Genomic DNA, 23,014 nt, shown 5'->3' with positions numbered 1-23,014 from the left:
CATGAGCGAGCTTGCAGACCGCCTTGTTTCCGGAGACCGCGCCGCCCTGGCGCGCGCGATCACGCTGGTGGAATCCACCCGCGCCGATCATCAGGGCGACGCGCGCGCGCTTCTGACCGATGTCATGGAGCATACCGGCGGGGCGGTGCGCATCGGGCTGACCGGCGTGCCGGGCGTCGGCAAGTCCACTTTGATCAAGGCGTTCGGCACCTTCCTCACCCGTCAGGGCCACAAGGTGGCGGTGCTGGCGGTCGACCCCTCTTCCACGCGCACCAAAGGCTCCATTCTGGGCGACAAGACGCGCATGGGCGCGCTGGCAACCGATCCCGACGCTTTCATCCGCCCTTCGCCCTCTGCCGGCACGCTGGGAGGCGTCACACGCAAGACGCGCGAGAGCCTGCTCCTGTGCGAGGCGGCGGGCTTTGATGTCGTCATTATCGAGACGGTGGGCGTCGGCCAGTCCGAGACCGAGATCGCGGGCATGGTGGATGTCTTCGTGGCCCTGATGCTGCCGGGCGCAGGCGACGAGCTGCAGGGCATCAAGAAGGGCCTTCTGGAGCACGCCGAGATATTGTTCGTGAACAAGGCCGATGGCGGGAACGAGAAACGGGCACGGCGCGCCGCGCGCGATCTGGAAGCCGCGCTGCACCTCTTCACGCCCACCAATCCGCACTGGCAACCCAAGGTGCTGACCGGCTCTGCCCTTGAAGGGCGCGGCATGGATACGCTGTGGGAGGCGATCACCGCCCATCGCCGCGCCATGCAGGCCGCGGGCGCGTTTGACGCAAGGCGCCGCGAGCAGCAGGTCGGCTGGATGCGGGCGATGGTGGAGGCAATGGTGCTGGAGCGCTTCAAGGCGAGCCCCGCCATACGCAGTGCCCTGCCGGGTCTGGAAAGCGATGTCGCGGACGGCAGCCTGCCCGCCAGCGAAGCGGCAGAGCGCCTGATCGCCCTTTGGACGAAAACGCGCTTCGACTAGCCTTTCGCCAGTTCCTTCGCCTGCCCCACCCAGTCATCGCGCACGATACGCCCGCGGGCATTGAGCAGCGCGTCAAACTTCTCGACATCGGCGGCGCTCCACGCGGCAATCTGGCGGAAATGAAATACGCCCGCCTCGGTCAGCGTGCTTTCGGCTTTTGGCCCCAGCCCCTTGATACGGGTCAGATCATCCGGCCCTGCACTGGCATCCGCGCCCGTCCTGGCCGCCTCCGGCGCGGGCTTCACCGCTTCGGCTGTCGCCGGCTCTGGCGATGACATGGGCTTTGCCGGTTCAGCTACAGGCGCAGGATCGGCGGCAACGGGTTTTGCACGCGGCGGCAGGCGCAGTGTCCCATCAGGGCGCGCGCCGCGCAGTATCCACCCTGCCAACCCGCCCAGCAGCGCAGCCAGCGCCAGCAGGACCCACATATGCCACATCAGCCACATCATAGCGTTCTTGTTCCTAGCTTGCTTCGGACAGGTCTTCACCGGTACCGCGCGCGACCACTTCCAGCGTAATGCCGGATTCCCCGGCCGGGCCACTGGCGCGGACCATCAGGCGCAGCGGGTCGGCCCCGCCCGCGATCAGCGGCGACATCAGCGCTTCGGCCATGGCCGTTCCCGAACGCACGGGCGTGGTGATGACCAGTTCGCCGCGCTGGCAACGCGAAAAGGCCGACCCAGCTTCCGCCAGAGCATCCGTGGCATCCTGGGGCACGGGCAGGCGCGCTTCGAGCGCGCTGCCATCGGGCCCAAGCGCGGCTTGGACCAGCAGGTCGCATAGCGCGACCGAGCGCAACGGCGCAGCAAATACGGCGTTGCCCGCGCGTATATGCGCTGCCGCTCCGAAGGGCGGTGGAGGCGACATCATTCCGCCGGCAACGCTTTCGCCGGTCTGGGCACTGCCGGCAAACCCGGCCAGCGCAATACCCTCATCCAGCAGAAACGCGGTGCCCGCCTCCAGCCGTACCAGTTCGCCCAGCATCAGGCGGACGGCCGCCTCCCAGCCGTCAGGCATCTGACCGGCCGATTCCTCCAGAAATATATCCGCATCAGCGATAAGCGTGCGCGCTATCTCCTCGACGCGCGACGCCGCACCCGGGTCGGGTGCAAAACCGCGTACCACCAGCGCGCTTCGGTCCAGGTCCGCACGCAAGGCAAGCCCTGCTTCGGGCAGCGCAAGGCGTGTCTGGTCCACTACACGGGTTATCCCGCCTGCTACCGCGCCCCCTGCCCAGTCGGCCTGCCGCACGGCACGCACGGCGCGGGCGCGGGCATCCTCAGACGGGGCATAGCCGCTGACAATGGCGCGCTGGCCGCGCATCTCGACCACCGCCCAGCCCTGTTCACCAACGCGCTCCAGCGAGCTGGCAGCCGCCACCATCAGGCGGGCCTCCATCGCACGCGCCGACCAGGGCGACAGGTAAACAGCCCAGATGCCGAACAGGACGAACGCACCTGCGGCAATCAGCAGGCCACGATGACGAATCAGAGGGGCGAAACGGTTCATGACCGTCACCCTAGCGCGAATTCACCGCGGGTTTTAGAGGGAAGGCGCGCCTTTGGCGCTCATTTTCCCAAAGTCAGGGCTAGGTCCCCCGATCATTTCCCGATTCCCTCTCAACCGGGTTCCCGGGCTTGCCTGTCCCCGTGGAAACGGGGAACACGGGATCCATTTTTCCAGCTCTCGTGATTTCCCATGGGTCCCCGCTCGGGGGCGGGGACCCCGGTTTTGGAAGCGGGTGCGTTGCAGAACTAAAGAATCCCCCCCTACTCGCGGATCTTCTCGTAGGCTGGCAGGGTAAGAAATTCCTCGAAAGCATCATTGAGCGCCAGGGAAGTGAGAATGTCGGCCGCCTCGCCAAACCGGCCCTCTCCCCACGCATTATCGCCGATCTCGGCGCGGATGGCTTTGGCCGCCGCGCCGATCACTTCTTTCACGTAAGGAGCATCGACGATGCGGCCTTCGGCTGTTTTCGCGCCATGGGTGCGCCACTGCCAAAGCTGGGCACGGCTGATCTCCGCCGTTGCCGCATCTTCCATCAAGTTATGGATCGGCGCAGCGCCCCGCCCCTGCAGCCAGGAGGCGATATAGCGGATCGCGACATCGGCATTACCCAGCACGCCGGCATGGGTGATCGTGCCTTCCGGCGCGGTCAGCAGAGCGGCCGCATCTTCGCGCACCTCCGGCCGCTTGGACAGCTGGTTCGCCCCGGCCATCACCGCGTCGAACGCCTCCATCGCCACCGGAACCAGAGCCGGGTGCGCCACCCAGGCCCCGTCATGGCCGATACTGGCTTCGCGCGTCTTGTCGGCCTTCACCTTGGCGATAGCAGCCTCATTGGCCGCATCATCGCCCTTTACCGGAATGAAGGCGCTCATCCCGCCCATGGCGTGCGCGCCGCGGCGGTGACAGACCGCGATCACGCGCTTGGCGTACTCGGCCATGAAGGGCACCGCCATGGTCACCTGGCCCCGGTCGGGCAGGACGGCAGCCGGATTGGTCTTCTGGCGCTTGATATAGCTGAAGATATAATCCCAGCGCCCGGCATTGAGCGCCGTGATATTTTCCCGCAGGGCATAGAGAATTTCATCGAGCTCAAACGTTGCCGGGATGGTCTCGATCAGCACCGTCACACGCACCGTGCCCACAGGCAGGCCCAGTACGGTCTCGCAATGGCGGATGACGAGCGACCACAGCCGGGCCTCTTCCATCGTCTCCAGCTTGGGCAGGTAGAAATACGGCCCCGTGCCGTTTTTTTTCAGCTGGGCGTGATTGTGCAGGAGGTAGAGCGCGAAATCGGCAAAACCGCCGCTCATCGGCGCGCCGTCGACCTCGATATGGGCTTCGTCCAGATGCAGGCCGCGCGCACGCACGATCAGGACCGCATGATCCTTTTTGAGCGCATAGGACTTGCCACTGGCAGGGTCGGTATAGTCGATCTTTTTATGGACGGCGTCGCGCAGATTCATTTGCCCGTCCATCATGTTGGACCATGACGGGGTGGAGGCGTCCTCAAAATCGGCCATGAAGCATTTCGCGCCGCAATTGAGCGCATTGATGATCATCTTGCGGTCCACCGGACCGGTGATTTCCACGCGCCGGTCAGCGAGGTCTGCCGGAGCAGCCGGCACCGTCCAGTCGCCAGCCCGGATGGTTTTGGTGTCATCGCGAAAACCGAGCGTCTCAGCGCCGGAATCCAGCCGCTTCTGACGCTCCAGCCGAGCGGTCATCAAGGCTTTGCGTTCACCGTCGAAACGCCGGTGGATATCAGCCAGCAGGCCGAGCGCCTCGCCCGTCAGTATCGTCTCATAGCCGGGACGCATTGCGCCCTTGATGACAACGCCTGCTGGCGCGGTGTTGGCTTGTCCGGTCATGTGTGTTCCCTTTTTTACGCGTTTTCCCGGCGCAAGCCGGGATCTGGTCTTTTTAGTGATGCGCCGCACATCCGTGCGTCGCGCCTCGCATTAGCTCGGGCGCGCGGTCGCGCTTGCGGGCCGCTCTGCGGCCCGGGAAACCGGGGCCTGTTCCCCCCGTGAACAGGGGCACTCACCCCAATTCCCCCGCCGATACAACCACCCCGTCCCGGTCAGCATAGAGCCAGTCGCCGGGCGCGAAAGTCACACCGGCAAAGCTGACCGATATGCCGCGCGTGCCAAGGCCCCGCTTGTCGGTCTTGCGCGGGATGAGGCCAAGGGCCAGCACGCCCAGCTGTTCTGCCTCCAGCTCGTGCGCATCGCGCACCGCGCCATGGACCAGAATGCCCGCCCATGCATTTGCCGCTGCAAGTTTTGCCAGATCGCCGCCGACCATGGAGCGGCGAAGGCTCGCGCCGCCATCGATCACCAGCACCCGGCCACCACCGTCTTCCGACAGCGCTTCGCGAACCCGCGAATTGTCCTCATAGGCGAGGATCGTCTCTACGGCGCCTTGAAACACCTGCCGTCCGCCATAATGGGTAAAGAGCGGGGCGAGCACGCGCACCTTGTCCGGGTAGGCGTCGCAGAGATCTGCGGTGTGGGGCATGGGTTTAATCCGGCCTTTCATTCGTTTTCCCGGCGCAAGTCGGGACCCAGAAATTGACTGGGCACCGGCTTTCGCCGGTGAAACGCAAGAGGGGAGCGATGTCCTCCCCCCGTGAACGGGGGGAGAAACCGGCGTGCGCCAGAAATGACGCATAAGAGGTGCGAATTACCCCGCCGCGCTGGCCTTGAACTGGGCGGTTTCGGTGCTTTCGCCCATGGCTGTGGTGGAGGCATTGCCGCCCGACAGGGTGAGGTTCACCTTGTCGAAATAGCCGGTACCCACTTCGCGCTGGTGGCGCGTGGCGGTGTAGCCATCCTTCTCGGCACCGAACTCGGCCTGTTGCAGCTCGGAATACGCACCCATGCCACGGTCACGATACCCGCGGGCCAGCTCGAACATGCCGTAATTGAGCTGGTGGAAGCCGGCCAGCGTGACAAACTGGAATTTGTAGCCCATCGCGCCCAGTTCGCGCTGGTAGGTCTCGATGGTCGCCTTGTCCAGATTGGCCTCCCAGTTGAACGAGGGCGAGCAGTTATAGGCCATCATCTTGCCGGGATAGGCTTTCTGGATGGCTTCGGCAAAGCGCTTGGCCTCTTCCAGATTCGGCTTGGAGGTCTCCCACCAGAGAAGGTCAGCCACCTTCGCGTAGGCGAGGCCGCGCTTGATGCAATGCTCCACACCGACGCCGCTTTTCAGGCGGAAGAAGCCTTCTGCCGTGCGGCCCGCGTCGAAATCGATAAACTCGTGGTCGCGCTCATCGATATCGGAGTTGATGAGCGTGGCAGATTCCGCATCGGTCCGCGCCACGGTGATGGTGGGCACACCCATGATGTCGGCGGCCAGGCGCGCGGCATTGAGGTTGCGCTCGTGCTGGCTCGTGGGGATCAGCACCTTGCCGCCCAGATGCCCGCACTTCTTTTCCGCTGCCACCTGGTCCTCGAAATGGACCCCGGCAGCGCCCGCCTCGATGAAGGCCTTCATGATCTCGAAGCAGTTCAGCGTGCCGCCAAAACCGGCTTCCGCGTCGGCCACGATCGGGGCAAACCAGTCGCGGCTCGCCTTGCCGGTCTCTGCCACTTCGATCTGGTCGGCGCGCTGGAGCGTGCGGTTGATCTTCCGGGCCAGTTCCGGTGCGGAATTGGCCGGGTAGAGCGACTGGTCAGGATACATCGCGCCAGCGGTATTGGCATCAGCCGCCACCTGCCAGCCCGACAGATAGATGGCCTTAAGCCCCGCGCGCACCATCTGCATGGCCTGATTGCCCGACAGGGCGCCCAGCGCATTGATATAGGGCTCGCTATTGAGAAGCTGCCACAGGCGCGCCGCGCCGCGCTCGGCCAGCGTATGGCTGATCTGCACAGAGCCGCGCAGCTTGACCACCTCTTCAGGCGTATAATTGCGCTCAATGCCGTCAAAACGGCCAGGCGCGGCGGCGGGGACGAGATCGTAGAATGTGGTCATGGCTGACCTCCTCAAGTTTGAACTTGTAGGTTTCATACACTCTACCACCTCTAGCGACACACTTCGCATCATATAAAAGGGGAATGCGTGTAGCACATTGATGCAAGGCATTTTGTGTGTTTGTAATATTTCATACAATGTGGGAGCCGGTCATGGACAATGGACAGCAGGAGAAACTGTATGCAGGCGCCCGCCTGCGCCGGCTGCGCCGGGAGCTGGGCCTGTCACAGGCCGAGTTTGCCGACACGCTGGGCATATCGGCGAGCTATCTGACCCTCTTGGAGCGCAATCAGCGTCCGGTGACCGCGCGGGTCCTGCTGGCTCTGGCAGAGAGCCACGATGTGGATGTGCGTGCCTTCGCCGCCGAATCCGACCGGCAGACCTTAAGCGATCTCACCGAAGCGCTGGGCGATCCGGTTCTGAAGGGGGCCGAGCTGGACCAGCGCGACATACGCGAGTTGGCAGACGCCCATCCGCGTGCGGCTGAAGCGATGGCGCGTCTGTTCCAGGCCTATCGCGAGGCGCAAGGCAATGCCGCCGAGCTGGCCTCGCGCCTGGCGGACGGTGCGGCAAGCCCCGCCGGATCCCTGCTGCCGCTGGAAACCGTGCGTGACGCTCTCGACAACGCCCAGAACCACTTCCCGCAGCTGGAAGAGGCTGCAGACGCCTTGCGCGAGGCGGCGCACCTTGACGAGCTGGGCCGGACGCAAGGCATGCACGACTATCTGCGCCGCCAGCATGGCGCGGCGGTGCGCGTCTATGATGACAGCGTGATGGGCGGCACGCTGCGCCGGTTCGACTTTCATGCCCGCAAGCTGCTGCTGTCCGAACTGCTGTCGCCTGCGGGCAAGGACTTCCAGACAGCGCTGACCATGGTGCTGCTCGATTGCGCCGATGTGCTCGACGCCGTCACGGCGCGCGCGGCGCTGCCCGACCCTGTAACCGCGCGCCTCTTGCGGGCTAATCTGGCCGGATATACCGCCGCCTCCCTGCTCATGCCTTATGACGACTTTCATCAGGCCGCCGAAGCCGCAGGCTATGATGCCGAGGCGCTGAGCCATCGCTTTTCCGTCAGCTATGAGCAGGCGGCCCACCGCCTGACCACGCTGAACCGGCCCACCCGCCGTGGCATACCCTTCTTCCTCATGCGCATCGATCAGGCCGGCAATGTGACCAAGCGCTTCGGCGGCGGAGTGATCCCGTTTGCACGCTCGGGCGGCGGATGCCCGCGCTGGCCGGTCCACGATGCGTTCCGGATGCCGGAACGCACACACACCCACCATGTCGAGCTGCCCGACGGAAGCGCCTATGTCTCGATGACGCGGGTAGCGGCACGCCCCTTGCCCGGCGGCGGCGCAGCCCTGCAGGCGATCGTGCTGGGGTGCGAGGCAAGACATGCCGGACGGCTGGCCCTGAAGCCATCATCCGGCACCCCCGTCGGCATCGGTCTGACCTGCCGGCTTTGCGAGCGGACCGACTGTGCGCAGCGCGCCTTCCCGCCCTTGCAGCGCAGCCTCAGGATCGAGCCGCACACCCGCCCCGTTGCTCCCTTCGCGTTCAGCTAGGACGCGCCAAGCAAAAAGGGCCGGAGCATTGCTCCGGCCCTTCCTGTCTTGAGGTTTCCTGCGAAACCTAGAAGCGCGTGCGCAGCGTGATGCCATAGGTGCGCGGAGCACCCAGGAAGGCAGCATAGCTGGCCGTGTTGCGCGGCTGGGTCCATTCCCCGCCATCGGCGCCCGCCGTACCGCGGCGGCCTTGCGCGAAGGCGTCAATCGCGACCTGGGCATAGGTCTCGTCGGTGAGGTTGCGGCCCCACAACTCGAGGAACCAGCGCTCGTCATTCGAACCGACGCCAATCCGGGCATTCAGCACGGTGAACGACTCCTGGAACTTCTCCGGGTCGTTGTCAGAGCCGGTGTTGTAGCCCGACACATAACGCGTATCGAGCCCCATCCGGGTGATCAGATTGCCGCCCAGATCGCGCTCATAATTGACCGCGAGGTTGAAGAAATTCTCTGGCGAGAGCGAGAAGCTCTGGCCTTCCAGCGCGGCAATCAGCGGATCGGTCGTGGTGATCGTTTGATACTCGGTATTCACGTAGGCATAGCCACCGGAGATATCGAGACCATCCACCGGCGTCAGCCAGAGGAAGTCAAACTCGGCGCCATAAGAGCGGGCCTCATCCACGGACTCCACCACGAAGGCTGTGCCGTTGAACGTGTTCAGCTGGAAATCCTCAATGTCCTGGTAGAAGAAGTTGCCGTTAAGCTGCAGGACGTTCCCGAAAAGGGTCGACTTGAAGCCGGCTTCCCAGGCCGAGATCGTTTCCGGCGCGAACGAGGTGTCGACATTGGTGTAACCGACACCCGGCGTGACCGGGCCGTTGAACTGGCGGTCCAGATTGAAGCCGCCGGCCTTGAAGCCGCGCGAGTAGCCACCGTAGATCATCACATCATCAGTGATATCGAACTGGGCGCGCAGCGTGCCGGACACTTCCTCATCGGTGCGCGACTGGTCATAGCCAGTATTGTCCAGGCCCGACCGGGCATAGGGCAGACAGATATTGCCGATGGCCACGGCACCGCCGGTGACGGTGGCATCCGGTAATACGCCTGTCGTGGCACCGACCCACCCGCTAACCGGGTTCAGGCCGAACGCGCCCTCAAGAGCCGCACAAGCCGCCGGTGAGTTGGTGGAGAAGCTGGCCGTCACGTCTTTCTCTTCGCGCGTGTAGCGCAAGCCGCCCGTGATCGCGAAGCGATCGGTCAGCTGATAGGTATTATGCGTGAAGATCGCCCAGCTGGTGGCCGTCTGATTGTAGATGTCCTGATTGACACCCGAACCGGCCGTGATGGCCGAGCCGACCGGGATATTGACCGCACCGCCTGTCAGGCTGGAAATGGTCTGGCTGACGCCCGCGGGGGACGGGGTGCCGCTCGGCGCGGTCAGCAGGATACCGAGGAAGGGCTCCCAGTCCGCGCCAAAACGAATGGAATCGCCCAGTTCCAGCTCTTCACGCGAATAGAAACCGCCGACGAGCCAGTCGAGATTGCCGCGTACGCCCTGCAGGCGGAATTCCTGGCTGAAACGGTCAAGGTCAGTGAAGTTGCCGTCCAGACGGTTGGCTATGTCCAGACTGGAATAGTCGACATCCTGGGTGCGTTCATTCTCCCAGTGACGGAACGCAGTGATGGAGGTGAGGGTCGCGCCGTCAAAATCGACATCAAATTCGGCCGACAGTCCCCAATCGGTCACGTCCTGCTGGTAGGGCGTGTTGGCAAAGGCCTGGCGGGCCGACGGGTCAGCGGGGCTGAGGACCTGACCGCCGAGCATGCCGACAATGCCCGCGATGGTCGGATCATAGTCCCACTGCACGGCCGAGCAGCAGAATTCGCTGCGGTCGGAGAAGTCGGCAATGATGCGGCCGGTGACGGTCGCGCTCGGCGTCCACAGAAGCTGGCCGCGGATCGAGTAATAATCCTGATTTTCAGAATCGGTGACGGTCGTCGTGCCGCCGTCACGCAAGTTCATGGTGGTGAAGCCATCGCGCTGATTGGTGACAGCAAACAGGCGGAACGCCAGCTGGTCTTCAACAATCGGGCCCGTGATGGAGCCGGACAGGCGGCGAAGATCATAATTGCCGACCTGAAGCTCTGCCTGGCCGCCAAACTCGAACTCGGGCTGCTGCGTCATGATGTTCAGAACGCCGGCCGAAGTGTTCTTGCCAAACAGCGTGCCTTGCGGGCCGCGCAGCACTTCGATGCGCTCCAGCTCGCCAAGATCGCCAAAGCCAACGCCATTGCGGGCACGGAACACGCCGTCGATGTAAACGCCGACGGAGCTTTCAAGGCCGAAATTGTCACCCACCGTGCCGACGCCGCGCACACGCGCCGTGGTGATGGTCTCAGACTGGGTGGACGTCACCATCAGGCCCGGCGCCAGAGCGATCAGATCCTTGATGTCCTGGATACCGGAATTTTCCAGCTGTGCCTGGTTGAAGGCAGAAACAGCAACCGGCACGTCCTGCAGACTTTGCTCGCGCTGCTGCGCGGTTACCGTGATCACTTCGAGCTGGCGCTGGGCGCCGGGCTCGCCTGCTGTCTGGGCGAATGCACCGCCAGCCAGCACGATCGGTGAAGCTGCGGCGAGAAGCGCCGCGCGTACAAACTTCATTTTCATTTGTTTCCTCCGCGAATAACGGGCTGGGAATGCCCGCGTTTCTTGTTGCGGCGCAGCATGCTGCTGCACCATAATCTACGTCCACGACGATGCAGAAAATGCGGTCAGATTCCACCTCAAAGGCTCATCCGCCGGCCCATTTTTCATCCGCACACTGTCTTTGAGGGTCACGTGTTGCAAAGCAACAACGAAACTCACGCCCATTTCACTTGATAGACGCGATTCCGTTGCTGCTGCGCAGCAATCCCTTGCGCTATTGCAGCAAAAGCCTGTCAGGCCGTCAGTGATGATGGAACTGTAAGAATACAAGAAAGGCCAAGGCGGTGCCTTGGCCTTTCTTCCTCCCTGACGGTTCTGATGACCGCTACAGGTCTATTGACGACAATAATAGCGATTGTAATAAATAATGCCAGCGCAAACTGATGGCTGGCTGAAACCGTGCTTGCTTTTTGAACGGGCAGGTCAGGCCGAAGCAGACGGCCTGGCCCGCACCGCCTCCAGCCAGCTGGCCAGCGCGCCATGCTCCGCGCCGGGCGCGATCTTCACCCAGCCTGCGAACTCGACAAACACAAAGGCGGCAATATCGGCTACGGAAAATGTGTCCCCCGCAAGCCAAGGTGTGTCGGCCAGACGCGCCTCCAGCACGTCCAGGAAGCGCTGCGCCCGCGCGCGGCCGCGCTCCGCCAGCTCAGGTATCTGCTCGACCGCGTGCGGGCCGGGCAAGGCCCGCCCCGCCATGGCCTTCGAGCTGTTGCGCAGCACCTCCATGATGGCCATCAGCCCCTCGAACTCCGCCCGCCAGAGCCATTCTGCCACCCGCGCCCTGTCGAGGGGGTCTACGCCCATCAGGGGCGGATCGGGGTAAACCTCCTCAAGCCAGCGCGCGATCGAGGCGTTGTCGCACAAGGCCTCTCCCCCGGGTGTGACCAGTACGGGAACGGTGCAGGCCGGATTGACCGCCCGGAACGTCTCCGAGAACTGCTCGCCATTGCGCAGATCGATCTCTACGCGCTGCACGTCGACACGCTTTTCAGCAAGGATCATGCGCGCCCGCCGCGGGCTGGGAGCGGTTGCACAGTCATAGAAGGTAATCATCGCGTTTCGCTCTCCCGGCGCTGTCAGTCCAATCCCGGCGGGCGCCGCGCTGCCGCGCCCAGACGGCTTTCGATTGCATGGCCCAGCCGGACCAGTGTGCCTTCTTCGAACAGCGGAGCCCACAGGCTGGTTGCGTAAGGCACGTCGAACAGATCGCCACCGTCACCGGCCGCCTCGCCGGACAAGGTACGCGTGGGCTGCTGGTGGAAACCGGCACGCAAGACCAGCTGGGGATGGCCGGTAAAGTTGGTGGCCAGCAACATATTGCCGGCAAAATTCGGTCCGATAACCGCATCAAGCCCGTCCATCCGATCATGCATCATGGACATGACCTCGCGGCGGAGCCGGTCTGCATTCACCAGGTCGATGCCACTGATGAAGCGCGCCCTGCGGAATGTGTTCGGCCATGCCTCGTCATCCTGCCAGCGCAATTGCGCATCCGCGCCCGACAGGGACAGTTCCTCGAACACTGCTGCCGCCTCGGCTTCCAGCTGGATCAGCAGGGCCGCGTATGGCAATTCGCCGATCTCGAAGGGCACAAGCTCGACGCCCAGCGAGCGGGCAGCATCCAGCGCCTGCCGGTCGAGCTCGTGGCCCTGCTCGAGCCATTGGGGATTGTACCCGAGACGCAGCCCGGCCAGATCGCCCGAGAAATCGCAGTCAAAGCCACGGTCGAACGAGGCCGGGTCACCGGCATCCGCGCCGTTTATCACGCCGAGCACATAGGCGGTGTCGGCGACATGACGTGTAATCGGGCCGATCTTGTCGAGCGACCAGCACAGCGCCATGGCACCGGTGCGCGCCACCCTGCCAAAACTCGGGCGCAGCCCCGCAGTGCCGCAGCGATGAGATGGCGACACGATGGACCCCAGCGTCTCGGTGCCGATGGAAAAGCTGCAAAGGCCAGCGGCAGTGGCGGACGCCGATCCGGCAGAAGATCCTGACGACCCCTCATTGGGGTTGAACGGATTGCGGCAAACGCCATCAAACCAGATATCGCCATAGGCCAGCGCGCCCACACTGGTCTTGCCGAGCAGAACCGCACCCGCCTCTTCCAGCCGCGCTGCGGCGACTGCCGTCTCCTCGCCTACACGCTCACGATAAGGCGTGGCGCCCCAGGTCGCAGGCAGGCCGGCGACATCGACAATGTCTTTCAAAGCATAGGGTATGCCGTGCAGCGGGCCACGCACCCTGCCGGCAGCGCGCTCCGCGTCGCGCGCAGCCGCTTCCCGGCGCGCACGCTCTGCTGTGATGGTGATGAAGCATTCCAGCTGGCCGGCGTACCGCGCAATCCGGTCCAGATATATTTCGGTCAGTTCAGCAGACGATAGCTCGCCGCGCGCCATCCAGGCAGCCTGCTGCCAGACCGGTGCAAAGGCAATATCGGCTGCCGCGCGGGGACAGCGGCCGGCCTCCCCCGGGACGCCCCCCAGCGCGTTGGCCTGAGTGCGGTAGGACCGGCCTGGCAGGCGCGGATCAAAGGAGAGGGCCGGCGCCAGCGTGTTTGGCCGGTGATGGGCGCGCAGTGCCTCTGCGCGCGCGGACCAGTCCTCCATCGTCCGCACCAGCTGTGCGCGTTCCTCGTCGGTATAGCTGACGGCAAACAGGGACTCGCTGCAGGCAAGGGTTTCTGCCGTAATGGCTTCCTGCACACGCGCAGCCGCAGCTCCGCCTCCCGTAAGGCCGGCTGCGCCCCCGGCCATCAACCCCAGAACAGAACGCCGTGATGTTACGATGTGGCTGGTCATGACCCTTCCGGACGATTGCTGGCGGCCAGCTTGTCGCCGCATGCAGAAAATACAAGCGCCCTGCCCCGTTTCTGCCCAGATGTGTCCAAAATGGCCTTATTCTGTCCAAGTCCTGACGCGAAGCATAATTACGGTTAATTCGGGTTGAACACTTAACGGAGGGGGGCCTCCTTATGTCATCGTATGAAATTGGAAATTCCACTGCACGCCGCCGTCCCGAATACCGCACAGCTGATACAGCCGTTTCGGGAGATGTCAGGCAGATGAACCGCATAGATCAGAAGACACATCAGATTGTAGACCGGCTAAGCGACGCGTTTTACCGCGCGTCGGGCGATTTCAACGCCTATCTGGATTTTCGCGCGACGCGCGGCCGGATGTTTGGCGGCGCCCTGCCCCCGCATCGCTGGGTGCAGCGTGCTGCGCAGTACCCTGATAGCCACATCATGCATTTCTCCATTCTGGCGGCCCTCATTCTCTTCGAGGGGCTGGCCAATGCGTATTTCTTCTCCAAGGCGTCCGATCTCGGCCTCCTTGGCGGCTGGATCCAGGCGATCACCGTGGCCTTCACGAACGTGATTGCCGCTTTCTTCCTCGTCGGATTTGTGGGGCTTCGCAGCCTGTCCAACCCGGACCGGCCCTTCTCCTTCATTGCGGCGCTGATCGGTGTCCCCGTTGCGCTGAGCTTTGTCGTCTTCCTGAACTTCTCTGCGGCACACTATCGTGACCTGCTGGAGATCAACGAGGCTGTGCTGGCAACGGGCGCACTGGCGGGCACCGGCGAGATTCTCGCCCCGGTCACCCGCGCGCTCACCTTCCAGCCCTTCGAGACGCTTGAGGCGCTGTTGCTGTTCATCCTCGGCATCACCTTTGCCGCGATTGCCGCCTTCAAGGGCGCGACCTTTGATGACCGCCTGATTGGCTATGGCGCCGTGCAACGCCGCGCCATCCGCTCCGCCGCCCATCTGGCAGCCATCATCAAGCAGGTGCCCCTGGACCGCAGCAGCGAGCCGCAAGGCGTGAGCAACACCGTCGGCAGCAGCACCTATGAGGATGCTGTACGGCTCAAGCTCGATATCGATACCTTCTTCGCCGAAGAGACCCAGCGCGCCCTCAATCGCCACCGCGAAGCGGCCGATGTCCAGGACGAGGCCGCCCGGCATGGCGGCGAGCCCCGCTCGCGCGACGACAAGCCGCCCTTTCCGGGCTAGGATCGATCTTTCCGGTGCGGGGCGCCGGCAGAGAAGGGGCTGACACCATGAGAGGCAAGGATCTTGTAGGCCTGTTCAACATAGTGGTCGTCGCCGGCGTGCTGGGGGCGATCAGCTATGCCGCGCTGGTCCTGCAGCCAGAGGAATACGATCCCGAGACGCTCTGCCTTGTCGGAATAACGCCGGCCCATAGCGTACTGGTCATCGACAAGACCGATCTTTACACGCCCGCACAGGCCAGCCGCATTGAGGCCCTCGTATTGCAGACGCGCGACCGGCTGGAAATCGGTGAACGCTTTTCCCTGTTCGAGCTGGATGAACGCGGTGAGCTGACCCACACCAACCGCTTCTCCCTGTGCAATCCCAGCCGCGGCGAACAGATCAATCCGCTCTATCGCAACCCGAACCGGGTCGAGGCGCGCTATCAGGCACTGTTCGAGCGGCCGCTGCAACGCGCCCTCGCCGATCTGGTGCGGCCCAAGGATGCGCCCCGCAGCCCCATAATTGAGTCGCTGGCCCGCCTGACACAGGAAGCGGAGTTCGATCGCTCTGTTCAGGGCCGGCGGATCATTCTCGTTTCCGACATGCTGCAAAACTCGGCGCTATACTCTGTCTATGGGCAGGCACGTCAGGACCTGACAGACCGCCTGCCCGACCCGTCGGTAATCGCCCGGCAGGTAGAAGGCGAGTTTGGCTCCGCGCTGCGCGGGGTGGAGGTGGAAATCCACTATGTTGCCCAGCCTGGCTGGACGCCGCAGCAGCGCGCCGCGCTCCAGTTTCACTGGCAGGCCGTGTTCTCCCAGTTGGGCGTGCGTCAGAGCTGGCAGGAATTCACCGGCTAGGGGAAATGTTCCCATCGCCATTTCTGGCTTGCCATCTCAAGCGTTTTCCCGGCGAACGCCGGGATCCAGCAGGACTGGGCACCGGCTCCTCCCGGTGAAACGCAAAAATGTGAAACACCAAAGTTGGCTCAGCGCTGTAATGCCAGGGGCCTCGCTACTCTCCGGCCGGAGTGGTGCCCAAATTTACCCGCTCTTAACTATACTAATTATTTCAGCAGTTTACCAAAAATAAAGCACGAATTTTTACCGGACCGAAACAGTCTCTGGTGTTTACTCGCATCACGTTCAGGACGGGTCGGGATGGCTTGGCTCCTGGGCAGCCAGCGAGCTAAACAACAAGGAGTAGTGGGATGAAAAATCTGGTTTCGCGTTTTGCCAAAGACGAATCGGGCGCAACGGCCATCGAATATGGTCTGATCGCTGCCCTCATCGCAGTCGTGATCATTGGCGCTGTGACCACCCTGGGTACCGGCATTGACGCCGCCTTCCAGTCGGTCAGCGACGCCGTCAACTAGAACGGCTGAAAAACTCCCGACCCAAAAGTCGGCTGGATGGGCCGCCCCCGCGAGGGGCGGCCTTTTCAGTTTGGGCACGCGCCTTGTGGAAGCGGGAACTTCCCTCTCGCGCCCTGCCGGTATAGTCACTGGCACCATGACAGATCAGATCACACCGCTCGCTGACGGATTTGCGCCCGCCACGCCGGATGCGTGGGAGGTGCTCGCGCAAAAGGCACTGGCCGGAAAGTCCATCGACACGCTTGTGCGCCGCACGCGCGACGATATTGCACGCGGCCCGCTATATGCGTCCCACAACGCTGCGCAGCTCAATTCCGCCCTGCCGGGGACAGCGCCCTTCACGCGCGGCCGCATCCTTGCGCGCGATACCTATCTGCCCTGGGCGATGCGCCAGGCGCACGACACCCCCGCCCCGCGCGACGCCAATACTGCAGTCCTCGCCGATCTGGCCGGCGGTGCGAGCGAGATCACCCTGCTGATCGACCCGGCGGGGAAATCGGGAATCGCCGCGCGTCATGCAGACGAGCTGGAAGCTACCCTCGCCGATGTGATGCTGGACTTGGCCCCGGTGCATTTGCGCGCAGGACCATGGGACATCGAGGCGGCGGACCTGCTTCTGGCCGTGCTCAAGACCCGCGACAGTGTAGCCGGGGCCGGTCTGGGCCTGTCGGCCGCGCTGGGGCAGGAGGCTGGCAAGCGCATCGCGCTGGCCGCCCGCGCCCGCGAAATCTCGCCCGCCATCCGCGCCTTCCGGGCCGATGGCCGCGCCGTGTTCGAGGCCGGTGGCACCGAGGTGCAGGAACTTGCCTTTGCCGCTGCCAGCGCAGCCGAGGCCATCGAGGCGCTGGTCAATTCGGGCTGGGAGGCTGGCAACGCCGCCGCCACGATAGAGGTGGAGCTGGCCGCCGATACCGATATTCACCTGACCACTGCCAAGCTGCGCGCCATGCGCCTGATCTGGGCGCAAATGATGGATGCCTGGGGCGTCAGCGATGACCGCGCTGCGCTTTATCTGCATGCCACCACAGCCGAGCGGGGTCTGTCCGCGATTGACCCGTGGACCAACCTCATCCGGGCCGCCTGTGCAGGCTTCGCCGCCACGGCGGGCGGTGCGGATGCGCTGACCATTACCCCCATGACGCGCGCTTCGGGCCGTTCCACGCCGTTTTCGCGCCGTCTTGCGCGTAATCTGCACATATTGCTGGCCGAGGAGAGCCACGCCGGAAAGGTCAATGACCCGGCCGGTGGCAGCTATCTGCACGAGACGTTGAGCCACAGGCTGGCAGAGGCCGCCTGGAGCGAGATGCAGCGCATCATTGGTCTTGGAGGCGCAAGTGCAGCAATGCGCTCTGACGCCTGGAAAGCCGACATCGCCAAGGCCGCGGACAGCCTGATGAAACTGGTTTCAACCGGCAAGGAGCCGGTTATCGGCGTCACCGCCTATCCGGATCTGGATCCGCGTGTCCTGGAAGCCGATGACGCGGCCTACAGCCCGCCCTCAGTCTCCGGCTCCGCCTTTGGTGATCAGCCAGTGGATTCCGTTCCCCTGCCCGCGCCCATGCGCACGGCTGAGCCGTTCGAGCAGGTCCGCGCGAAGGTGGAAGCCGCCGCGCCGGCGCCGGTATTTCTGGCGACGCTTGGCACCCTGCCCGAATTCAACGCCCGCGCAGGCTTTGCCATCAACCGGGTGGGTGTCGCGGGTCTGCGCGCAACGCCCGCCATGGTCCATGACAGCGTAAAGGCGTGCGTAGAGGCGTTCAAAGCCTCCGGCTCTGCCCTCGCCATTATCTGCGGCAGTGATGAGGCCTATGGCGATCATGCCGCCGAGCTGGCCTCTGCGCTGAAGGCCGCCGGAGCAAACGCGGTCTGGCTCGCCGGGCGGCGCGACAGCGCACCGGCAGACGCAGCCATAGATCACGCTATCCACATGCGCTCTGACGCGCTGGAGGATGCACGCCTCGCGGCCCGCGCCATGGGAGTGACGCCATGACCCGCCAGACCCCGCCAGATTTCACGCGCCTGCCCTTCAATCCGCCGCGCGCATCGGCCAAAAGCGCCGGGCGTCCGGCGGGGTGGAAAAGCCCTGAAGGCATCGAGATTGCGCCCGCTTATGGCCCGCAGGACGCCACGGCGCTGGATTTCACGGGCGGCCTGCCGGGGCTTGCCCCTTTCCATCGCGGCCCCTATCCAACCATGTTCGTGCAGCGCCCGTGGACGATCCGCCAGTATGCGGGCTTCTCCACAGCCGAAGACTCCAACGCCTTCTACCGGCGCAATCTCGCGGCCGGGCAAAAAGGGCTTTCCATCGCCTTCGATCTGGCCACGCATCGCGGCTATGACAGCGATAATCCGCGCGTGATCGGCGATGTCGGCATGGCGGGCGTGGCGGTCGATTCCATTCTCGACATGCGCCAGCTTTTCGACGGTATTCCGCTCGAAAAGATGAGCGTGTCGATGACGATGAATGGCGCGGTTCTGCCCGTGCTCGCGCTCTATATCGTGGCGGCAGAGGAACAGGGGGTAAAACCGGCCCAGCTTTCAGGTACGATCCAGAATGACATCCTGAAAGAGTTCATGGTGCGCAACACCTATATCTACCCACCTGCGCCCTCCATGCGGATCATCTCCGACATCTTCGCCTTCACCTCGAGCGAGATGCCTCGCTTCAACTCCATCTCCATCTCCGGCTATCACATTCAGGAGGCTGGCGCCCCGGCGGACCTGGAGCTGGCCTACACCATCGCCGATGGCCTTGAATACATCGCGGCGGGCGTGAAGGCCGGACTGGACGTGGACACATTCGCGCCCCGCCTGTCCTTCTTCTGGGGCATTTCCATGAATTATTACATGGAGGTGGCGAAGTTGCGCGCCGCGCGCCTGATCTGGGCGAAGCTGGTGAAGGAGCGCTTTGCGCCGAAATCCGACAAGTCATTATCCTTGCGTGCGCACAGCCAGACCTCCGGCTGGTCGCTGACCGCCCAGGACGTGTTCAACAATGTCGCCCGCACCACCATTGAGGCCATGGCGGCCGTGGACGGCCATACCCAGTCGCTCCATACCAACTCGCTGGATGAGGCGTTGGCCCTGCCGACGGACTTCTCCGCGCGCATCGCGCGCAACACCCAGATCGTGCTGGAGAGCGAAGCGCACCTGACCGACACGATTGATCCGTGGGGCGGCAGCTGGTTCGTCGAGCGCCTGACCCATGATCTCGCCGCGCGCGCACTCGCCCATATCGAGGAAATCGACAGCCTCGGCGGCATGGCCAAAGCCATCGAGGACGGCACGCCCAAACTGCGCATCGAAGAGGCGGCCGCCAAGACCCAGGCTCGCATCGATTCCGGTCAGCAGACGATTGCGGGCGTGAACAAGTTCCGCCTGACCGAGCCCGAAGACGTGCCGGTGCTGAAAGTCGACAATGCCGGCGTGCGCCGCCAGCAGCTGGAGAAGCTGAAAAAGCTGAAAGCCGGCCGGGACGGCGAGAAGGTGGAAGCGGCCCTCAACGCCCTCACCCGCGCAGCAGATGAGAAAAACGGGAATCTGCTGGCGTTGGCGGTCGATGCCGCGCGCGCCCATGCTACCGTGGGCGAAATTTCCGACGCGCTGGAAAAGGTTTATGGCCGCCACAAGGCCGCGATCCAGTCGATACAGGGGGTATATTTGAAAGCCTCGGGCAATGACGAAAAGGTCAAACGCGCGCTGGCCGCCGCCGACGCCTTTGCAGAGGCCGAGGGGCGCCGCCCGCGCATCCTCATCGCGAAAATGGGGCAGGACGGCCATGACCGCGGCCAGAAGGTCGTGGCGTCTGCCTTTGCCGATCTGGGCTGGGACGTCGATATCGGCCCGCTCTTCCAGACGCCGGAGGAAGCCGCCCGCCAGGCCATCGAGAACGATGTCCATGTCGTTGCCGCATCCTCGCTGGCCGCTGGACACCTCACCCTGGTGCCTGCCCTGCGCGATGCGCTCAAAGACGGCGGGGGCGGTGACAAGCTGATCGTTGTTGGCGGCGTGATCCCGCCTGAAGACGTCCCCACACTGCGCCAGATGGGCGCAGCCGCCGTCTATCCGCCGGGCACCGTCATCGCCGACAGCGCGATTGAACTGATCGAGAGGCTGGGTGGGGGTTGAGTACCCTCAGCTGTCATCCTCGGGCCGCTTAGCGGTCCCGGGAACCCATGCCCGAAGCCTTGCGATTGAACGTCCGTCACAGGCGTGGCTCACCCGCATAAAGCGAGTGATGACAGCGTGAATAGAACTACCCCTTGCCCGCCAGCACCGCGCGGATAGCCTCCAGGGCCTCCTCGCCCTTGCTGGCATCGGGCCCGCCAGCTTGCGCAAAGTCTGGCCGGCCACCGCCGCCCTTGCCGCCAATCGCCGCTGACCCTGCGCGCACCAGCGCCACCGCGTCCGCTGCGCTGCCGGCCAGATCGTCGGTGACGCCCACGGCTATGGCCGCCTTGCCATCATTGATACCGACGAAAGCCGCGATGCCCGAGCCCATCTCGGCGCGCGCCGCGTCCACCAGGCTGCGCAATTCCTTGCCGCCGACACCTTCGACGATACGCCCGGTGAATTTCAGATTGCCGATGGTTTCCACAGCCGCAGGCGCAGCGCCACCTCCCCCGCCCATGGCGAGCTTCGTTTTGGCGTCACTGAGTTCCTTTTCCAGCTTGCGCCGTTCATCGACCAGCGCAGCCAGGCGCTTTTCCAGCTCCGAAACCGGGACTTTGAGCGTATCGGCAGCGGCTTTCGCGATACCGGCCTGCTGTTCCAGATATTCGCGCGCGGCCTCGCCGGTGAGCGCCTCGACGCGGCGCACGCCCGCCGACACGGCGCTTTCACCGACAATCTTGAACAGGGCGATATCGCCTGTACGGCGCACATGGGTACCGCCGCACAGCTCCACCGAATAGGCCTTGTCCGGCTCGCCCGGCTTCTGGCCGATGGTGAGCACGCGGACGCGGTCGCCATACTTCTCGCCAAACAGGGCGAGCGCGCCCTTGGCGATGGCCTCATCGGGCGTGGATTCGCTGGTCTCGGTCTCGTCATTCTGGCGCACGACCGCGTTCACCTCCGCCTCGATGGCGGCTATATCAGAAGGCGAAAGCGCGCGGCCGTGGGAAAAATCAAAGCGCAGCCTGTCGGGGCCCACATAGGAGCCTTTCTGCGCGACATGCGGGCCGAGCACGTTGCGCAGGGCCGAGTGCATGAGGTGGGTCGCCGAGTGGTTGGAACGCGTACGGTCACGCCGCTGCGCATCCACCAGTAGTTCAGCTTCATCGCCTGTCTTGATGGCGCCGCCTTCCAGCGCGCCGATATGGGCAAACACATCGCCCGCGCGCTTCTTCACGTCCTCAACGACGAAGCGCGCGCCGCCGGCAAAGCGGATTTCGCCGGTATCACCGACCTGGCCGCCGGATTCGGCGTAGAAGGGCGTACGGTCGAACACCAGCTCGGCGCGGGAGCCGTCAGTGAGGCTTTCCTGCATGCCGCCATCGGCCACAATCGCCTTGATCGCGCCTTTGGCCGACAGCTCGCTATAGCCAAGGAATTGCGTGGAGCCTGTGACATCGCGCACGGCAAACCACACCGCATCGCCCGCGGCATCGCCTGATCCTTGCCAGTGGGCGCGCGCCTCGGCGCGCTGGCGCTCCATGGCGGTGTTGAACCCCGCCTCGTCAACCGACAGACCCTTGGCCCGCAGGGCATCCTGCGTCAGGTCCAACGGGAAACCATACGTGTCATAAAGCTTGAAGGCCGTTTCGCCGGGCAAAGCCGCGCCTTCAGGAAGCTGCTCGATCGCCTCTTCCAGCAGGGTAAGGCCACGGCCCAGCGTGCGCTGGAAACGCTCCTCCTCGCCGCGCAGCGTCTCCTCGATAACGGGCAGCGCGCGGTTCAGCTCCGGGAAGGCATCGCCCATCTCGGCTGCCAGCACCGGCGCCAGCGTGTAGATGACCGGCTCGGTTGCGCCCAGAATATGCGCATGACGCATGGCGCGGCGCATGATCCGGCGCAGCACATAGCCCCGCCCCTCATTGGACGGCGTCACCCCATCGGCAATCAGGAAGCTGGTAGCGCGCAAATGATCAGCAATGACGCGGTGGCTCGCCAGCGCATCGCCTTGCGCCTTCACTTTGAGCGCCTCTTCGCCGGCCGCGATCAGGTTCGCGAACAGGTCTATCTCGTAATTATTGTGCTTGCCCTGCAGCACGGCCGCCACCCGCTCCAGCCCCATGCCGGTATCGATGGACGGCTTGGGCAGCGCGCGGCGCGAGCCATCGGCCTGCTGGTCGAACTGCATGAAGACGAGATTCCAGATCTCGATGAAGCGGTCACCATCCTCGTCCGCACTACCCGGAGGGCCACCGGGGATATGTTCGCCATGGTCGAAGAATATCTCCGAGCAGGGCCCGCACGGACCGGTATCGCCCATCATCCAGAAATTGTCCGATGTGGCGATGCGGATGATCCGCTCTTCGGGGAGGCCGGCGATCTTCTTCCACAACGCTGCCGCATCATCATCATCGGCATAAACCGTGACCAGCAGCCTGTCCTTGGGCAGGGCAAAATCCTTCGTCACCAGCGTCCAGGCATGGTGGATCGCCTCTTCCTTGAAATAGTCGCCGAAGGAGAAATTCCCCAGCATTTCAAAGAAGGTGTGGTGGCGTGCCGTATAGCCGACATTATCCAGGTCATTATGCTTGCCGCCCGCACGGACGCATTTCTGCGAGGAGACCGCACGCGGATTGGCCCGCTTCTCAGCGCCCGTGAACACGTTCTTGAACTGGACCATGCCCGCATTGGTGAAAAGCAGGGTCGGGTCATCTTTCGGCACGAGCGGGCTGGAGGCCACCACTTCGTGGTCGTTCCCTTCGAAATAGCCAAGGAACTGGGCACGTATGTCGCGCAAGCGCGTCATGGCGGTCTCCGCTTATCTGAAAATATCACTTTCCGTTGC

16 protein-coding genes are annotated in these 23,014 nt (G+C 64.0%); 7 read left to right on the top strand and 9 right to left on the bottom strand.

Features of this window, described 5'->3' with window-relative positions; translation table 11 throughout:
• Window position 1: 1 nt before the first annotated feature.
• Entirely contained in the window at window positions 2-979 is a 978-nt protein-coding gene (gene meaB / locus IEV75_RS07710) for a methylmalonyl Co-A mutase-associated GTPase MeaB (RefSeq protein ID WP_188451983.1), read from the top strand.
• On the opposite strand, the gene IEV75_RS07705 is transcribed toward meaB, so the two are convergent.
• The 5 genes from IEV75_RS07705 to aceA form a co-directional block, all read right to left on the bottom strand.
• Entirely contained in the window at window positions 976-1,428 is a 453-nt protein-coding gene (locus tag IEV75_RS07705; protein ID WP_188451982.1) for a helix-hairpin-helix domain-containing protein, read from the bottom strand. The two genes, meaB and IEV75_RS07705, sit on opposite strands and share 4 nt — an antisense overlap.
• A 13-nt stretch (window positions 1,429-1,441) precedes the next feature.
• Window positions 1,442-2,488, bottom strand: coding sequence for a hypothetical protein (locus IEV75_RS07700; protein WP_188451981.1), 1,047 nt, complete (start codon window positions 2,486-2,488; stop codon window positions 1,442-1,444).
• A 260-nt stretch (window positions 2,489-2,748) separates the two neighbouring features.
• Window positions 2,749-4,356, bottom strand: a complete 1,608-nt coding sequence (gene aceB, locus IEV75_RS07695) for a malate synthase A (RefSeq protein ID WP_188451980.1) — start codon at window positions 4,354-4,356, stop codon at window positions 2,749-2,751.
• 172 nt (window positions 4,357-4,528) lie between these two features.
• Complete coding sequence (gene rraA / locus IEV75_RS07690; protein WP_188451979.1) at window positions 4,529-5,005, bottom strand: ribonuclease E activity regulator RraA; 477 nt, start codon at window positions 5,003-5,005, stop codon at window positions 4,529-4,531.
• Window positions 5,006-5,170: 165 nt separating this feature from the next.
• Window positions 5,171-6,466 (bottom strand): isocitrate lyase, encoded by a 1,296-nt coding sequence (gene aceA, locus IEV75_RS07685; protein WP_188451978.1) that lies wholly within the window; start codon window positions 6,464-6,466, stop codon window positions 5,171-5,173.
• A gap of 152 nt (window positions 6,467-6,618) precedes the next feature.
• Here aceA and IEV75_RS07680 point away from each other — a divergent pair, with 152 nt between their 5' ends.
• Entirely contained in the window at window positions 6,619-8,031 is a 1,413-nt protein-coding gene (locus IEV75_RS07680; RefSeq protein WP_233351793.1) for a helix-turn-helix domain-containing protein, read from the top strand.
• A 67-nt stretch (window positions 8,032-8,098) separates the two neighbouring features.
• On the opposite strand, the gene IEV75_RS07675 is transcribed toward IEV75_RS07680, so the two are convergent.
• From IEV75_RS07675 to IEV75_RS07665, 3 genes are all read right to left on the bottom strand, one after another.
• Entirely contained in the window at window positions 8,099-10,645 is a 2,547-nt protein-coding gene (locus tag IEV75_RS07675; RefSeq protein ID WP_188451977.1) for a TonB-dependent receptor, read from the bottom strand.
• A 462-nt stretch (window positions 10,646-11,107) separates the two neighbouring features.
• Window positions 11,108-11,740: a glutathione S-transferase family protein gene (locus tag IEV75_RS07670; RefSeq protein WP_188451976.1), complete on the bottom strand. Its 633-nt coding sequence runs from the start codon at window positions 11,738-11,740 to the stop codon at window positions 11,108-11,110.
• Window positions 11,741-11,763: 23 nt separating this feature from the next.
• Complete coding sequence (locus tag IEV75_RS07665; RefSeq protein WP_188451975.1) at window positions 11,764-13,488, bottom strand: amidase; 1,725 nt, start codon at window positions 13,486-13,488, stop codon at window positions 11,764-11,766.
• A 263-nt stretch (window positions 13,489-13,751) separates the two neighbouring features.
• Here IEV75_RS07665 and IEV75_RS07660 point away from each other — a divergent pair, with 263 nt between their 5' ends.
• From IEV75_RS07660 to scpA, 5 genes are all read left to right on the top strand, one after another.
• Window positions 13,752-14,699 (top strand): hypothetical protein, encoded by a 948-nt coding sequence (locus IEV75_RS07660; RefSeq protein WP_188451974.1) that lies wholly within the window; start codon window positions 13,752-13,754, stop codon window positions 14,697-14,699.
• Window positions 14,700-14,746: 47 nt separating this feature from the next.
• Entirely contained in the window at window positions 14,747-15,541 is a 795-nt protein-coding gene (locus IEV75_RS07655) for a hypothetical protein (RefSeq protein ID WP_188451973.1), read from the top strand.
• Between the two features lie 350 nt (window positions 15,542-15,891).
• Complete coding sequence (locus IEV75_RS07650) at window positions 15,892-16,056, top strand: Flp family type IVb pilin (RefSeq protein WP_188451972.1); 165 nt, start codon at window positions 15,892-15,894, stop codon at window positions 16,054-16,056.
• Between the two features lie 136 nt (window positions 16,057-16,192).
• Window positions 16,193-18,046, top strand: a complete 1,854-nt coding sequence (locus IEV75_RS07645) for a methylmalonyl-CoA mutase family protein (RefSeq protein ID WP_188451971.1) — start codon at window positions 16,193-16,195, stop codon at window positions 18,044-18,046.
• Window positions 18,043-20,184 (top strand): methylmalonyl-CoA mutase, encoded by a 2,142-nt coding sequence (gene scpA / locus IEV75_RS07640; RefSeq protein ID WP_188451970.1) that lies wholly within the window; start codon window positions 18,043-18,045, stop codon window positions 20,182-20,184. Before IEV75_RS07645 ends, scpA begins: the two co-directional genes overlap by 4 nt.
• Window positions 20,185-20,311: 127 nt before the next feature.
• On the opposite strand, the gene alaS is transcribed toward scpA, so the two are convergent.
• Window positions 20,312-22,975 carry an alanine--tRNA ligase gene (gene alaS, locus IEV75_RS07635; protein WP_188451969.1) on the bottom strand — a complete coding sequence of 888 codons (2,664 nt, stop codon included), beginning with the start codon at window positions 22,973-22,975 and terminating at the stop codon, window positions 20,312-20,314.
• Window positions 22,976-23,014: the final 39 nt, after the last annotated feature.

Origin of the sequence: Glycocaulis albus, from assembly GCF_014639075.1 — a bacterium.
GTDB classification, from domain to species: Bacteria; Pseudomonadota; Alphaproteobacteria; order Caulobacterales; family Maricaulaceae; genus Glycocaulis; species Glycocaulis albus.
The sequence above is the reverse complement of the archived record's forward strand: the minus strand, read 5'-3'. Positions and strand labels throughout refer to the sequence as shown.